Below are 15,998 nucleotides of genomic sequence, written 5' to 3'. Positions count from 1 at the left end.
CCAGGGCCCTCGGGCCACCGGAACGTCGCACGCCAAAGATGCATTTCTTGCATGTTTACCGACGTCTTGACGCCTTCGATCACAGACGGGCACACTGCGCGCCAATGCGGAATACGATTTCCCGCCGAAGCGGGGCACCTATCACCAGGGGCGCCCCACCTCTGCAATCCCGCGCGAGGCACCCGGACCGAGTCCCCGGTGCAAGCCTCACAACCCCCACACCCCTCCGAGGAGGATCTCCCGTGCACGACGTCATAGGGCTACCTGTCAGGCACATCAGACGGTTGGCGGCCCTGACCGCCCTGCTCATGGGACTGGCCCTGCTGACCGGCCGAGCACTGTCGCCCGCGTACGCCGCCACCGACACGGCGATCACCGTGGACGGCACCAGTGGTGGACGCACCTTCGACGGCGTGGGCGCGATCAGCGGCGGCGGCGGCAACACCCGCCTGCTGGTCGACTACCCGGCCACCCAGCGCAACCAGATCCTGGACTACCTGTTCAAGCCCGGATACGGCGCGGCCCTGCAGATCCTCAAGGTCGAGATCGGCGGCGACACCAACTCAACCGACGGCTCCGAGGCCAGCTTCGAGCACACGAAGGGCGACATCGACTGCAACGCCGGTTACGAGTGGTGGGTGATGGAACAGGCCAAAGCCCGCAACCCCAACATCAAGCTCTTCGGCCTGGCCTGGGGCGCCCCCGGCTGGATCGGCAACGGCGACTTCTACACACAGGACGGCATCGACTACATGATCGACTGGCTGGGCTGCGCCAAGCGGCACGGTCTGTCCATCGACTACATCGGCGGCCTGAACGAGAAGCCGTACAGCGCCTGGTTCTACCAGACCCTGAAGTCGGCCATGGCGGCCAACGGCTACGCCTCCACCAAGCTGGTCGGCGGCGACGAGACCACCTGGAACATCGCCACCGGCATGAAGAACAACAGCGCCCTGTACAACGCCGTGGACATCGCCGGCGCGCACTACCCCTGCACGTACCAGTCCGCGATGACCACCTGTTCCTCCTCCGCCGACGCCCAGTCGCTGGGCAAGCCGATCTGGGCCAGCGAGAACGGCTCGGAGAACGCAGAGACCGGGGCGGCCCCGGTCGCCCGCGCCATCAACCGCGGCTACCTCGACGCCAAGATGAGCGCGTACATCAACTGGCCCATGCTGGCCTCCGACTACCAGAACCTCTTCTTCCACGACCAGGGCCTGATCACCGCGAACCAGCCCTGGTCCGGCGCCTACAGCGTGTCCCGCACCGCCTGGTCCATCGCCCAGACCACGCAGTTCACCTCACCCGGCTGGAAGTACCTCGACACGGCCTCCGGCTACCTCGGCGGTGACCGCGCCAACGGCAGCTACGTCAGCTACGCCGCGCCCGACAAGAGCGCCTGGAGCACCGTCTACGAGACCATGGACGCCACCGCGCCCCAGACGGTCACCCTCGACGTCGCCGGCGGCCTGCCCGGCGGCACCCTGCACGTGTGGTCCACCGACCTGTCGCAGCCCGGCGGCGCCACCCCGCGCATGGTGCAGAACAGTGACCTGACCGCCAACAACGGCACGTACACCCTCACCCTGGACCCCGGTCACGTCTACACCGTGACCACCACCACCGGCCAGGGTGCCGGAACGGCCACCTCGCCCGCGCGCAACCGGCTCTCGATGCCGTACTCGGACTCCTTCGCCGGCTACAGCACCGGGCAGGAGGCGAAGTACTTCGCCTCGATGAACGGCGCTTTCCAGGCCGCCCCCTGCACCGGGGGCCGCACCGGCCAGTGCCTGCGCCAGACCGCACCCCAGAAGCCGATCGTCTGGTGGTACCCGGCCACGAACGCCCTCCAGCCCTACACCCTCATGGGCGACGTCGGCTGGAGCAACTACACGGTCAGCTCCGACGTACTGCTGGAGAAGAGCGGCAGCTCCGCAGAGCTCCTCGGCCGTGTCGGCACCCAGACGAAGTTCAGCGCCGGGGGGATGAACGCCTACCACCTGCGCCTGTCCGACACCGGATCCTGGTCGCTGTTGAAGACCGACACCGCCGGCAACAAAGCGTGGAACTGGACCATCCTTGCCAGCGGTACCGTCACCGCTCCCGGCACGGGCACCTGGCACAACCTGTCGCTGACCTTCCAGGGCAGCACGATCATCGCCAAGATCGACGGAAACACCGTCGGCACGGTCACCGACACGAGCTACGGTGCGGGCCTGGCCGGCCTGGGCACCGCCGGCTACTACCCCGTCGAATACTCCAACTTCTCCGTCACCCACGAGCCGGTCAGCGACCTGTCCGGCACCTACAAGATCATCAGTGCCAGCACCGGCAAGGTGCTCACCGCCTACAACGGTGGAACCAGCGAGGGCACGCCCGTCGTTCAGAAGACCGACGCGAACAGCGGCAGCCAGCAGTGGAAACTGGCCTACACCAGCGGCGGCTACCTCACCATCACGGGTGTCACCAGCGGCAAGTCCCTCGACATCAACGCGGCTTCCACCTGGCCCGGCACCCAGTTGCAGCTGAAGACCCCCAGCGGGAGCGTCAGCCAGCAGTGGCTGATCGCCCCGGGCGACAGCGGCAGCTACACCATCGAGTCCCGGTCGAACGGGTACAAGGTGGACGTGTACAAGGGTGGGACCACCGACAACACCCCCATCGACCAGTGGTACACCAACGGCGGCAGCAACCAGCGCTGGAAGCTGGTCAAGGTGGCATGACCGACTGAGCAACCGAGCCCTTGGGTGGGGCAGGCCCGACCCCCGGCCTGCCCCACCCGTCCGCCGGGGGGCCATGAGATCCGCCTGCTCTGCGGGGCCCCCGCCGGGCGACGGGGTGAGCAGCCAGTGACAAGCGCCTTACCGAAGCAGCCGGGCTGCCGCACGGCTCACTGTCGCATGGCGCCGTCGGCTTTCCGGCAGGGCCTCCACAACGCTGACGTTCATCTGCTCGAAACCTTGACGCACTCGATCACCGCTGGGCACACTGCGCGGAATACGTTTTCCCGATGCGCCCCGAGGGGCAGGCATGACGTTCTCGAAGGCCCGCTGCACATCCGGGAGGGCACTGTGACACAGGAAGCACGGATCTTGGAGCCGCCGCAGAGCTCAGCCCACGATGGGGCGTGTCCGGCCGGACCAGTGCCCATGTCGTCGCGCAGCCGTTGGTGCGTCCACCGTACCGTCCCGAGCCGCCAGCGCCCCGAGTCGTTACGCGACGTCTCGGCTGGAGGCGTCACGACATGAGCCGGTACCTCACCACCACAGACGACAAGAAGAGGACAATGACAGCAAACCGAAGACTTGTGTCACGAGCGACAGCCGCCGCACTGTGTGCGCTGGCCGTCGTGCTCGCGTCGATCGTGCTCATCCCCGCGCAACGGGCCTTCGCCGCGGGCACCACGTACTACGTGAGCGCGAGCGGCAACGACAGCAACACCGGAACCAGCACCAGCGCGCCCTGGCGCTCGCTGAGCAAGGTGAACGCGAAGACGTTCCAGCCCGGCGACACCATCCGCTTCGAGGCCGGTGACAGCTGGACAGGGCAGCTCTGGCCGAAGGGGTCCGGCGTCGACGGCGCCCCTATCACCATCGACAGCTACGGGGCGGGCGCCAAGCCGAAGATCGCCGGCCAGGGCACAGTCGGCGACGCGGTGCGGCTGAACAACCAGCAGTACTGGGAGATCCGCAACCTCGACGTGTCGAACGCGGTACCCACGGGGACGACCGACGGTTCGAAACTCGGCGACTTCCGCGGCATCGGCGTGCACGGTGACAACGGCCAGACCCTTCACCACTTCGTGATCGACTCGGTGGACGTGCACGACGTCACCGGCGAGGTCAAGTGGGTCGGCGGCAGCACCGCCGACAACAAGCCGGGCATCAGCTTCGCGCAGGGCTGGGACCGCTCGAAGAACACCGGCGGCATCGCCTTCCTCACCGGCGTCCAGGACATCACCGCGCCCGGTGCCCCCACGGTCCTCGACGGCATCACCGTGGAGAACTCCACCATCAAGAACACCTCGTTCAGCGGGATCGTCACGAAGCAGTACGCCGGTGACGCGCCCGGTGCCGTCTTCACCGGCTGGGGCAAGCGGGCCACTGCCACCGACTCGAGGTTCACCCCGTACACCAACGTCACGTTCCGCGGCAACTACATCACGCAGGCGAACACGCCCTTCGGCTGCAACGGCATCTACCTCACCGGCGTCAAGGGCGCACTGGTCGAAGGCAACGTGATCGACCGGGTCGGCGTCTCCGGCGTCGAGACCAACATGGCCGACAGCGTCACCGTCCAGCACAACGAGATCATGGGTACCCACCTCTCGTCGGGCGGTGCCGACCAGAATGCCCTGGACCCCGACATCGGCACCACCAACCAGCTGTTCCAGTACAACTACCTCCACGACAACGGCGACGGCATCCTGCTCTGCGCGTGCAACTCCAACGTCCAGTTCGGCAGTGTGGTGGTCCGCTACAACGTCATCACCGGCAGCACGCGGTGGAACCTCCACTTGTCGCAGACGGGCGGCACGGTGGCGAACATCTACAACAACACCTTCGCCAACACCAGTTCGACGAACATGGTGACCGGCGGCGCCTCCGGCAGGGTGACGCTGACCAACAACCTGTTCGTCTCCGGGCAGTCCGCGCCCACGTTCGTACAAAAGTCGACCATCACCTACAACAACAACGGCTACTCGGACAACCTGACGACCGTGCCCACCTCCGACGCGAACGCCGTGGTCGGCGCTCCGCAGTTCGTGAACGCCTCCGTCACGGGGCCGTACGGCGACGAGAACGGTCCGAGGCTCGGCACGGCGGCGAACTTCGCGCTCCAGTCGGGTTCGGTGTTCGTCGACGCCGGAGCCACGGTCACCGGCAACGGGGGCCTCGACAACGCCGGGTCTCCTGTGCCGATCGGGAACGGTCCGGAGATCGGTGCCTTCGAACGCGGCGCGCCCAACATCGCGTTCACGGACACCTTCGACGGCCTGGCCACGGGCGCGCTCGCCAACGGGACCAACGGGTGGCGAGTCATCGCGACCAACAACGACGTCTCCGTGGTGGAGACGCCGTCCGCCACTGACAAGAGCGTCCGGCTGACCCGCACCATCGAAGGCGGCGGCACCGACGGAACCAACCTCGCCCGGCTCTTCAGCACCCCGATGCAGGGCGTGGTGACCATCGACACGCAGGTGATGCGCAACGACACTCAGGCCGGCTGGTTCGGGCTGCCCTACGTGTACAACGCCAGCGGTGCCCCAGCCGTCAGCGTCGCCTTCGCCCGCGGCCAGATCCACGCGTACAAGGGAACCACGGACACGGTGATCGGTACGTACACCAATGGCAAGTGGTACCGGGTCACGCTCACCGTGGACACCGTGAACCAGCGATTCGACCTGGACATCGACGGCCATCGCGTGCTGAACGACGCGGCGTTCCGCGCCTCGATGCCGGGGATCGCAAAGGTCGCGTGGTACTCGAACGGGGGTGAGCGCGGGGCGGTGCACGTGGACGACGTCCGGATCTCGCGCGGCACCGGATTCGGCCAGTGAAAGCCTGAGCCAGTCTGGTGGCTTGAGCATTTCGGGAAGTGTACCGATCTAGTAAGCGCTTCCTCGTCCACCATGATGCTCAGCTCAGGCTGACTTCATGAAAATGAAGAAGGATCTGCCTGGCCGATATCGGTCAGGCAGATCCGATTGCCTACTGATCAATGTGATGAAATCTGCTGCAGCGTGGCGCTCACCACCGGCGCATAGAAAGTGGTGATACCCGCCTCGTTGGGATGTGTTCCCGATCCCTCTGTGCCAGGGAAACCGTTGACCAGGTCGTCGAACGTGTATTTCGCACGCTGGGTGTCGTCACGCGTGTCGAACGTGGTCTCTCCGAAGACGTCGGCGACAGCAATGTCCCACTGGCGGCAGGCTTCCAGGGTCGCCTCGCGCAGCGCCACCTGAGTGTCCCAGTCCCGCGAACCGAGCTTGTGGGCGGCGACGTACACGATACGGGCAGTCGGCCACTTCCGCTCCATGGCGTGCAGCGTCTTCTCAAACTCTTCGGCGTAGGTGCCGACCGTGTACACGCGGTCCCGGAAAATGGACTGCGCGTCGTTGGTGCCTCCGTCGAAGACGACGAAGTCCGGCGCAATGTCGGTCACTTGCTCGACCTGCGTGAGTATCTGTCCTCCGGAAGCATGCGGGTCGGCGCCTATGGTCGCGCCGTTCCGGGCGAACTTGGTGAGGGCCATACCCTCGCGCTCCGCAACTACGTCCACGAAACTGTGCGGATACACATGTCCGTACACAATGCTGTCGCCGAAGGCATAGACGCTCTTACCTACCAAGCCATTGTTCACATCGCCCTCCTTGCGGCTTCGCTATTCGGGTCTGATTTTAGACAGAACATTGACCAATTGGGCGACCGGCGCGTAAATTAAGAGGGATAGAAAGCGCTTACTGCTTGGAACTGGAGTGTCGACACACATGAACACAACCAACACCGGATTGCCCGGGGGCGTCGCCATCTCGCATCTGTCGGTGTACGACTGGCCTGCCGCCGACGGGGCGTGCGGCGGCACGCCTCACATGCACCTGGCGTGTTCAGAGGCTTATGTCGTCACCGGCGGACGCGGCGCCGTGCAGACGCTGACCTCTTCCGGGTACGAGGTCACTCCGCTCCAGGCCGGCACGGTCGCCTGGTTCACGCCGGGCACCATCCACCGGCTGCTCAACGAGGGCGATCTGCGGATCACCGTTCTGATGCAGAACAGCGGACTGCCGGAGGCGGGGGACGCGGTCCTCACGCTGCCCCCGGAGTACCTGACCGATCCGGAGACGTACGCCCGCGCCACCGCCATCCCGGCCGACGCGCCCGAGGAGGAGCAGGAGCGCGTCGCCCGGGCCCGGCGGGACCTCGCCCTGGAGGGTTACCGGGCACTTCGGGAGGCCGACGGGCCACAGGCCCTGGCCGCGTTCCACCGTGCCGCCGCCGCGCTCGTACGGCCCCGCATCGCCGAGTGGCGCGAGCGGTGGCGACAGGGCGCGGAGGCCTCCGCCGCGGCCACTGGGGCGCAGCTCGACTGGCTGGAGCGGGGAGAGTCCCCCCACCTCGCAGATGCCGCCGTGAGCTCCGAACAGCCTGCTGCCCGCGGGAAGTTCGGCATGTGCGGTCGGCTTGACGTCTACGCGAACTGAGAGCGGCCACCTGAGGACGCGCGGCGTGCGCGGCCGGTTCGGCCCGCACCCACGGCCGGGCCGGATGGGCGGTGCGGGCGCAGGGGACGGACACGGTCCGCCTGCTCCGCGCCCACCCCGGCAGCGGCGCTGGTCACCGCCTGCGGCTGAGACGCCCTGCCGTAGGCGGCTCGGCCGTCGACTCCCGCCAGATGATCCGGAACAGGGGGCCCTCAGTCGTCTCGGGCGCGCTGTCCCTCAGACCCGCGATCAGCTTGGCCATGGCCGTGCTGCCGAGCTGTTCGAGCTCCACGTCGACGGTGGTCAGGGACGGGGTCATGAACTGCCCGACCCCGGCGTTGTCCCAACCGGTCACGCTGAGGTCGCCAGGCACGTCCCAGCCGCGCTCCCGGGCGCCCCGGACGACGCCGGCGGCGACGAGGTCATTGGCCGCGATCACCGCGGTCGGCCGCGCATGGCTCGGGAGCGACCGTATCGCCTCGATGCCGGACTCTCCCGACCAGTCTCCGTCGAAGACCCCGACGGACTCGACCCCGAGGCGTTCGACGGTCTCCAGATAGCTCTGCTTGCGCGCCCTCGCGGAGGCGAACTGCGCGTCGCCCGCCACATGGAGGAACCGTGAGTGACCGAGCGCCGCCAAGTGCTCGATCATCCGCACCAGGGGCGTGGCGTCGGCCAGTTGCCCGATGCCGCGCATCTCGTCGTCGAAGTCGGCCGAGATCACCACGGCCGTCCTCTGGTGCAGTTTGCTCTCCACGGCGGGAAGCACGGGGGCGAGGGAGAGGATGCCCTCGTACTGTCCCGAATCGGCGAGCTCCAGCAGGCGGTCGCTCCTCGCGCGTACGCCGCCCCCGGCGCTCACGACATCCACGAAAAACCCTGCGGCCTGCGCCGTCGCGCTGGCACCTGCCAGCATGCGTGAGGGGTTGAAGGCCATGGCGGGCATGAGGATCGCCAGTCGGCCGGTCTTCCGCGTGCGCATCGACCGCGCCACCAGGTTGGGACGGTAGTCCAGTTCCCGTATGGCCTTCTCCACGCGTTCCAGGGTCGCTGGCTTCAGCCCGCCGTTGAACCGCAGATACCGCGACACCGTCTGGGGTGACACACCGGCGAGTCGTGCCACATCGGTGATCGTAGGCCGTCGTCGCGCCGTGTCAGCGCCATCCATCCGCTTCCCCCACCTTTCCGCCAACGTTCGGTGAAGTCAGAGACTACACACTCTTGACGTAAAAAGTGATCGTTCACTATGGTCCTCGCAACCCACAAAGTGAACGATCACTTTTCGGGTGACGCGTGGCCCGGGACGGGCCCGCACCACTGTGTGTCGATGCCGCCGCTCAAGGGAGCAGTGCCGTGAGCTCCATCAACGAACTACGCCGGCTGCGCGGGTCCCAACGGGGCGCGCGACAGCAGAACAAGGCGGCGTTCTACTTCCTACTGCCATGGTTCGTCGGGCTCTTCGGGATCACTCTCGGCCCGATGCTGGCCTCGCTCTACCTCAGCTTCACCAAGTACAACCTGTTGCAGCCGCCGCAGTTCAACGGAGTCGAGAACTGGACGCGCATGCTCGATGACGAGCGTCTGCACAAGTCGCTCGAAGTGACGTTCAGCTACGTCCTCGTCTCCGTCCCGCTGCAGCTGGCGATGGCCCTCGGGCTCGCCCTGGTGCTGGACAAGGGAGTGCGTGGCCTCGCCTTCTACCGCTCCGTCTTCTACCTGCCGTCACTGATCGGCGGCAGCGTGGCGATCGCCGTGCTGTGGCGCGCGATGTTCGGGACCAACGGCCTGGTCAACGAGGCCCTGGCCCTCGTCGGTGTCCAGGGGCAGGGCTGGATCTCGGAGCCGGGAACGGCGCTGTCGACCCTCGTCGTCCTGAACGTCTGGACCTTCGGCTCCCCCATGGTGATCTTCCTCGCCGGGCTGCGGCAGATTCCGACCTCCCTCTACGAGGCGGCCTCCGTCGACGGCGCGAAGCGCTGGCGCCAGTTCCGCAGCATCACCATTCCCCTGCTGACGCCCATCATCTTCTTCAACCTGGTGCTGCAGATCATCCACGCCTTCCAGACCTTCACCCAGGCCTTCGTGGTCTCCGGCGGTACCGGAGGGCCCGCCGACTCCACCCTCTTCTTCTCGCTGTACCTGTACCAGCGCGGGTTCGGCCACTTCGACATGGGGTACGCGTCCGCGCTCGCGTGGGTCCTGCTCCTCATCGTCGCGGCCTTCACCGCCGTCAACTTCTGGGCCTCAAAGTACTGGGTGTTCTACGATGACTGACCGCACCGAAGCCGTACCCCGCTCGCTGCCCGCCCCCCGCCCTCACGCGATACGCCGGGTCAGACGCGCCGTGCGCGCCCCTCTCAAGCACTGCCTGTTGGCCCTCTGCGCCCTCACGATGCTGTACCCCGTCCTGTGGATGGTGGTCAGCTCGCTGCGTCCCAACAGTCAGATCTTCCGCAGTGCGGGGCTCGCCCTGACGCACCCGCGCTTCGAGAACTACAGCAACGGCTGGAACGCCTTCTCCCAACCGTTCAGTCACTACATGATCAACTCGGCGATCGTCGTCACCGGCGCGATCCTCGGGAACCTCCTCGCCTGCTCCCTGGCCGCGTACGCGTTCGCCAGACTGGAATTCCGGGCGAAGCGCGTGCTGTTCGCCATCATGCTCGTCACCATCATGCTGCCGATCCACGTGATCATCGTGCCGCAGTACGTCCTGTTCTCGGAGCTCGGCTGGGTCAACACGTTCCTGCCCCTGATCGTGCCGAAGTTCCTGGCCACCGACGCCTTCTTCATCTTCCTGATGGTGCAGTTCATCCGGGGTATCCCCCGCGAGATCGACGAGGCGGCTCGGATCGACGGCGCCGGGCACGCGCGGATCTTCTTCCACGTCATCCTGCCGCTGATGGTCCCGGCCCTGGCGACCACCGCGATCTTCACCTTCATCTGGACCTGGAACGACTTCTACACCCAGCTCATTTACCTGACCGACCCGGACATGTACACCACTCCTCTCGCGCTGCGCACCTTCGTGGACCAGCAGAGCGCGACGGATTGGGGCTCGGTGTTCGCCATGAGCGTCGTGTCGCTCGTTCCCGTCTTCCTCGTCTTCCTCGCCGGACAGCGTTTCCTGCTGCGAGGTATCGCGACCACCGGCGGCAAGTAACCGCGGGGGCTACTGCCGGACACGCGGAGGCGACCGAGTCATGGCCGTTCGGGAGCACCGCAGCCACCGATCCGACCCATTTATCAGCCACAGGAGAACCACATGAACCCCAGCCCCTTCAGACGCGTCGCGATCGGGGCGGTCGCCTCACTCTCGCTCGTACTGACCGCCTGCTCCGGCGGCAGCACCGGCGCCGCTCCCGAGCTCGGCGACAAGCCGGTCACCATCCGTGCCACCTGGTGGGGTGCGGACGCCCGCGCCCAGCTCACCGACGAGGTCATCAAGGCGTTCGAGAAGAAGTACCCCAACATCACGGTCAAGGGCCAGTACAAGGACTGGAACGGCTACTGGGACGCGCTCGCCACGACGACCGCGGCCAAGGACTCCCCCGACGTCGTCCAGATGGACGAGCTGTATCTCGCGTCGTACGCCGACCGCGGAGCGCTGTACGACCTCGGCAAGGCCAAGAAGCTCCTCAGCACCTCGCAGTTCGACGACCAGGCCCTGGCCACCGGGCAGGTCGATGGAACGCAGTACGCGCTTCCCGTCGGCGTCGGCGTCCTGTCCATCCTCGTGAACACCGACCTGTTCAAGAAGTACGGCGTGAAGGTTCCCGACGACAAGACATGGACGTGGGACGACTACGCCAAGATCGGGAAGGAGCTGACGGACAAGAGTGGCGGCAAGATCCATGGTGCGGCCGGCGCCCCCGGCTTCTCCGCCGGCGATGTCAAGTACTGGGCTCGTCAGCACGGTGAGAACCTCTTCGACAAGGACGGCAACGTCTCGCTGAAGCCCGAGACGCTCGCCGGCATGTGGAAGTACGGTCTGGGCCTGCTCTCGTCCGGGGCCAGCGTCAATACGTCGACGATGGTCGAGGACCTGACCGCCGGTGTGACCGCGGGCAGCTTCGCCACCGGCAAGGCGGCCATGATGGGGGTGTACAACACCCAGATCACCGCAATCCAGCAGGCCGCGGGCGCCCATGTGCAACTACTGCAGATGCCTCGTGTCGGCAGCACCAAGGCGAACTTCTTCAAGCCCTCCATGTACTGGGCGGTCTCGAGCCAGAGCGCGCATCCGGCCGAGGCGGCCGCGTTCATAAACTTCATGCTCAACGACCCCAAAGCCGCCGACATCCTCAAGACGGAGCGCGGAATCCCCGCCAACAAGGAGATGCTGAAGCACCTGCAGCCGACTCTGGCCGGGACCGACAAGGCAGCGGCCGACTACATGAACGCGGTGACCCCGGGTGAGTCGCCGGTCGTGACCCCCAACGGCGGAAGCGGAATCGAGCCGGAGCTGCAGCGCTACAGCCAGGAGGTCTACTTCAAGAAGACCTCGCCCGAAGCCGCCGCGAAGGCCTTCATCAAGGAACTCCAGGGCGAGATCGACGCGGCCAAGTGACCTCCTTCCGGGGGCCGTCGCCGCTGCCCACGGCCCCCGATAGCCCCACGAGAAGTGGGTCAGGAACCAAGAGAGAGAAAACACTCATGCCCAGCCCCCGGCCGCCGTACCGCGTGGCCATCATCGGCACCGGCGGTATCGCCCACGCCCATGCCGAAGCCCTCGCCGAACTCTCCGAACGTGCCCGGCTGGTCGCCGTCGCCGACCTCGACCCCAGCCGTGCCGCCGAGTTCGCCGACCGATTCTCCGTGCCGCACGTCTTCAACGACCCGCAGGCTCTGCTGGAGAGCGAAGACCTCGATCTCGTACACATCTGTACGCCCCCGCAGACCCACGTATCGCTGGCAACCACGGTGATGCGGGCCGGCGTCACTGCCTTGGTGGAGAAGCCGACGGCACTGAGCCTGCGCGAGATGGACCAACTGGCCACGGTGCAGGAAGAGACCGGCTCCAAGGCCCTGACCGTCTTCCAGCACCGCTACGGCGCGGCGGCGGTACGCCTGCGCCGGCTGGCCGGCTCCGGCGCACTGGGCCGGCCACTGGTCGCCACCTGCGAGACCCTCTGGTACCGGCCCGACGCGTACTTCGAGGTGCCGTGGCGGGGGCGCTGGGACGTCGAGGGCGGCGGCCCCACGATGGGACACGGCATCCACCAGTTCGACCTCATGCTGTCGGTCCTCGGCCCCTGGTCCCAGATCACCGCACTCGCCGAGCGCCAGGCCCGGCCCACGGACACCGAGGACGTCTCGATCGCCGCCGTCCGGTTCGACAGCGGAGCCCTCGCCACGGTGGTCAACTCCCTGCTGTCCCCCCGGGAGACCTCGCGTCTGCGCTTCGACTTCGAACACGCCACGGTCGAACTCGAACACCTCTACGGCTACCGCGAGGAACACTGGCGGTTCACGCCGGCCCCCGGCCGCGAGGATCTCTCGGACCTCTGGGCCGACGGTGACGAGCTGGACGTCACGAGCGGCCACAGGCTCCAGATCGAGGCCGTGTTCGACGCCTGGGAGACCGGAAAGGAACCCGGCGTCTGTCTGCAAGACGCGCGCCGCACGCTGGAGTTCGCGGCGGCGACGTACGCCTCCGCCTTCCGCGGTGTCCCCGTCGCCGCGGGCGAACTGACCGACGACGACCCGTTCGCGGTCAGTATGGACGGCGGCGCCGTGCCGTGGGAACCGGTCAAGGAGGCCCTCGTATGAACGCTCTTGAGATCCGCCACGACCTCGGTACCTCGGTCACCGTCCGCGACGGCGGCACCGAGTTGTTCCGCTACGTGTACCAGCCGGACACCGTCCAACTGGAATCGCCCAAGCCCTACATCCACCCCCTGCGCACCCGGGCCGGCAAGGTGGTCAGCCTGTTCCGTCCTCACGACCACGTGTGGCACAAGGGCATCGCATGGTCCCTGCCCCACGTCGGCGAGGAGAACTTCTGGGGCGGTCCCACGTACATCCACGGACGCTTCTACGTCCAGCTGGAGAACAACGGAACCCAGGCGCACCGCCGGGTCGTCGACCTGGACAGGGCCGACGGGACGGCGACGTTCGCCCACGACCTGGACTGGACCACCCAGTCCGGCGCGTTGTTCTTCACCGAACGCAGGACACTGCGAGCGAGCCTGATCTCCCCGCACGCCTGGGCGTTGACGTTCGAGACGCGGATGACGAACGTCTCCGGAACGGACGTCGCCATGGGATCGCCGACCACCAAGGGACGGGAGAACGCCGGCTACGGCGGGCTGTTCTGGCGTGGCCCGCGGTCATTCACCGGCGGACAGTTCGTGACCGAGGAAGGCCTGGGCGGTGACGAGGTCCGCGGGCGGCGCATGGAGTGGATGGGCTTCGCGGGCCGCCACGACGAGACGGACGCGCAGTCGCTCGTGCTCATGGTCGACGACGCGGCCAACCCGAGTCACCCGCCGCAGTGGTTCGCCCGATCAGAGGAGTTCGCCTGTCTCAACCCGGCACCGTTCTTCAGCGAGGAACTGGCCATCGAGGACGGCGCGACCGTGCGATTCCGTTATGGGGTGGGTATCGCTGACGCCGAGGCGAGCGCGGCTCCCGCACTCGCGGACGCGGTGCGCGAGACGCTCGCGCGTTCCGACGCGATCACCGCTGCCGGGGAATCCGCATGAGCACCACGGGATGGCAGCCGAAGTGCTGGGCGGGCCCGGCACTTCGGCTTGCTCCGTCAACGAACCATGGCCGGTGCCCGCGCCCTGGGCGCGCCGGGGCGTCCGTCGTCCGTCATGGTGCCCCGCAGCGAGTGCGGACCGAGGCCCAGGTCACGGCGGCCCGGGTGGCGGACGCGTGCTTGTGGGGGTGGATGAGGCTGTGGCGGCCGACAGCCGACGGTGCGGGTCACGGTGGCGGAAGCGACGGCTGGGACAGCCAGTACCGGACAGGGCTGAGGCGGACATCGCCCACCTTCCTCGCGGGATCCCGCTCACGCATCGGTCATTCGGCCACAGTTACGGCGTCCCCCGCTTGGGCGGTGATGGCCGTTCGGCCGATCCGGCCGGGCCGCGGGGTGTCTACTGTGGCGCCGTGAACTCCTGGCACCTGATCGACCGACCGGACGCGCCGCACGTCCGTCGGCTCGGAAGGCTGCACGCGGTCGGCGTGGCCCTGATGATCCTCGCGGCCGGCACGGACCTGCTGGAAGCGGGCCTCGCGGCATTGGACAGGCCGGGTGGATACGGCGTGACACCGTGGCTGCAGCCCGCCGCAGTGCTACCGCTCTGCCTGGCCGCGGTGCTCTGGCCCTCCGCCAGGCGGCCTGCGTGGGCCAGTCCTGCGCTGCGCATCGCCGTACCCGCCGGGGCCTCGGTTGCGTTGACGGTGGTCGCTGTCCTGGCCGACTGGCAGATGGCGTTCGGCCTGGGGGAAGTGGCGTGCCTGCTGTGCCTGCTGCTGGTTGCGGTCCGTTCCTGTCCCGGGTGGTGGGCGGCGGCGTGCGGGGGGCTGTGCGGCGTGGCCGTCGTCGCCCTGCCCGCCAGGCTTCCCACGGACTCCACCGGAGCCGGAGGATTCGGGCCGGCGCTCCTGTTTCCGGTCATGGTGACCGTCGGACTGGGCGGCTACCTGCGCTTCCTCGATCACCGCCGCCGCGTGATGGTCAACAGGACCCGCCGCAGTGAACGCCTGGCGATGGCCGCCGACCTGCACGACTTCGTCGCCCATCACGTCACCGGGGTCCTGGTCCAGGCGCAGGTGGCCCAGATGATGACCACCGACCCGGACCAACTGCGCCCCGTGCTGCGGAACATCGAAACTTCCGCAACCGAGGCCCTGGCCTCCATGCGGCGCACCGTCGGCCTATTGCGCGAGGCGCCGGACGACAGCGCCACAGCCGGCAGCGCGAGCCGTCCGCTCGGTGATCTGGCGGCGCTCCTGGGCCTGGTCGAGGGCTTCGGCGGTCCCGTCGGCCCGAAAGTCGTTGTGCACCGTGATCCCGCCGTACCCGACGACCTCCCGCCCGAGGTACAGGCAGCCGCATACCGTGTCGTCCAGGAAGCCCTGACCAACGTGCGCCGCCACGCCGCCGACGCCACCGAGGTCACTGTGGAGCTGGTCCACGACGGCCGCATGCTGACGGTGACCGTGCGCGACGACGGCCGCGGCGGCACCTGGCTCCCGCAGGCCGCGCGGGGCGGCGGCTTCGGTCTCGTCGGCCTCACCGAACGCGTCACCGCACTCGGCGGCGAACTGCGCACCGGTCCCCGCCTCACGGCCCAGGGGTGGGAGGTCACGGCGGTGCTGCCGACGGCCTCATCAGCCAGGGCGTGACGTGTCGGCGGCCTGATTGACGTGACGCAGGCTCGGGGGGCATGGCTGGGTCGAACGCCGTCGTGTGCGCCGTTCATGCCGCTCAGCTCGGTCTAGGCGTTTTTGAGGCTGGAGGCGGCCGAGCGGTTCGGGTGCGGTGATGAGGCCAAGCGGGGCCACGACCTCGGCGACCTGCTCGCGCAGGGCCTCGGCCTGGTCGGCCTCCTGGTTGTCAGGTGATCGCTCGGCAATGAGAGCGCCGAGGCGGGACCGGGCCCGGCAACCCAGGAATTGTCAGCCATCCCCCCTCTCATCAGGGAAAACAGACTCCGCACCGCTGGTACGAACAACTTCTCCGGCGAACATCACAGTCGGAAAGTGTTCTCGCCCGACGGAGGCGAAAAGTACCTTGTGCTGCTGATCAGCTTTTTCTTCTTGTGTGCGAAAGAGGCTTCGC

At 67.5% G+C, this 15,998-nt stretch carries 11 protein-coding genes; 9 read left to right on the top strand and 2 right to left on the bottom strand.

Annotated features, from left to right (window positions below):
* Positions 1-242 precede the first annotated feature (242 nt).
* Positions 243-2,723, top strand: coding sequence for an RICIN domain-containing protein (locus ACIREI_RS43215; RefSeq protein ID WP_403345510.1), 2,481 nt, complete (start codon positions 243-245; stop codon positions 2,721-2,723).
* Between the two features lie 584 nt (positions 2,724-3,307).
* Complete coding sequence (locus ACIREI_RS43210) at positions 3,308-5,560, top strand: right-handed parallel beta-helix repeat-containing protein (RefSeq protein ID WP_403345509.1); 2,253 nt, start codon at positions 3,308-3,310, stop codon at positions 5,558-5,560.
* A 158-nt stretch (positions 5,561-5,718) separates the two neighbouring features.
* Here ACIREI_RS43210 and ACIREI_RS43205 read toward each other — a convergent pair whose 3' ends face one another.
* Entirely contained in the window at positions 5,719-6,363 is a 645-nt protein-coding gene (locus ACIREI_RS43205; protein ID WP_403345507.1) for an SGNH/GDSL hydrolase family protein, read from the bottom strand.
* Between the two features lie 127 nt (positions 6,364-6,490).
* Here ACIREI_RS43205 and ACIREI_RS43200 point away from each other — a divergent pair, with 127 nt between their 5' ends.
* Positions 6,491-7,201, top strand: a complete 711-nt coding sequence (locus tag ACIREI_RS43200) for a cupin domain-containing protein (RefSeq protein ID WP_403345506.1) — start codon at positions 6,491-6,493, stop codon at positions 7,199-7,201.
* Positions 7,202-7,334: 133 nt separating this feature from the next.
* Here ACIREI_RS43200 and ACIREI_RS43195 read toward each other — a convergent pair whose 3' ends face one another.
* Positions 7,335-8,324 (bottom strand): LacI family DNA-binding transcriptional regulator, encoded by a 990-nt coding sequence (locus ACIREI_RS43195; protein WP_403345504.1) that lies wholly within the window; start codon positions 8,322-8,324, stop codon positions 7,335-7,337.
* 239 nt (positions 8,325-8,563) lie between these two features.
* Here ACIREI_RS43195 and ACIREI_RS43190 point away from each other — a divergent pair, with 239 nt between their 5' ends.
* From ACIREI_RS43190 to ACIREI_RS43165, 6 genes are all read left to right on the top strand, one after another.
* Positions 8,564-9,475: a carbohydrate ABC transporter permease gene (locus ACIREI_RS43190; protein WP_403345635.1), complete on the top strand. Its 912-nt coding sequence runs from the start codon at positions 8,564-8,566 to the stop codon at positions 9,473-9,475.
* Entirely contained in the window at positions 9,468-10,364 is an 897-nt protein-coding gene (locus ACIREI_RS43185) for a carbohydrate ABC transporter permease (protein WP_403345502.1), read from the top strand. The genes ACIREI_RS43190 and ACIREI_RS43185 overlap by 8 nt, the downstream gene beginning before the upstream one ends.
* Before the next feature lie 102 nt (positions 10,365-10,466).
* Entirely contained in the window at positions 10,467-11,771 is a 1,305-nt protein-coding gene (locus ACIREI_RS43180; protein ID WP_403345501.1) for an ABC transporter substrate-binding protein, read from the top strand.
* Positions 11,772-11,857: 86 nt separating this feature from the next.
* A complete protein-coding gene (locus tag ACIREI_RS43175) occupies positions 11,858-12,973 on the top strand; it encodes a Gfo/Idh/MocA family protein (protein WP_403345499.1) in 1,116 nt (371 codons plus the stop codon).
* Entirely contained in the window at positions 12,970-13,908 is a 939-nt protein-coding gene (locus ACIREI_RS43170) for a PmoA family protein (protein WP_062705346.1), read from the top strand. Before ACIREI_RS43175 ends, ACIREI_RS43170 begins: the two co-directional genes overlap by 4 nt.
* 412 nt (positions 13,909-14,320) lie before the next feature.
* Positions 14,321-15,562 (top strand): sensor histidine kinase, encoded by a 1,242-nt coding sequence (locus tag ACIREI_RS43165; protein WP_403345497.1) that lies wholly within the window; start codon positions 14,321-14,323, stop codon positions 15,560-15,562.
* Positions 15,563-15,998: the final 436 nt, after the last annotated feature.

The organism is Streptomyces sp. NPDC093591, from assembly GCF_044764885.1.
Taxonomy (GTDB): Bacteria; Actinomycetota; Actinomycetes; order Streptomycetales; family Streptomycetaceae; genus Streptomyces.
Note: the sequence above shows the minus strand (reverse complement) of the source record. Positions and strands in the feature narration are given on the sequence as shown.

Bases quoted from the DNA above. Each gene is read 5' to 3' on its own strand.
- ACIREI_RS43200 (WP_403345506.1), top strand. From the start codon at position 6,491: ATGAACACAACCAACACCGGATTGCCCGGGGGCGTCGCCATCTCGCAT.
- ACIREI_RS43185 (WP_403345502.1), top strand. From the start codon at position 9,468: ATGACTGACCGCACCGAAGCCGTACCCCGCTCGCTGCCCGCCCCCCGC.
- ACIREI_RS43180 (WP_403345501.1), top strand. From the start codon at position 10,467: ATGAACCCCAGCCCCTTCAGACGCGTCGCGATCGGGGCGGTCGCCTCA.
- ACIREI_RS43175 (WP_403345499.1), top strand. From the start codon at position 11,858: ATGCCCAGCCCCCGGCCGCCGTACCGCGTGGCCATCATCGGCACCGGC.
- ACIREI_RS43170 (WP_062705346.1), top strand. From the start codon at position 12,970: ATGAACGCTCTTGAGATCCGCCACGACCTCGGTACCTCGGTCACCGTC.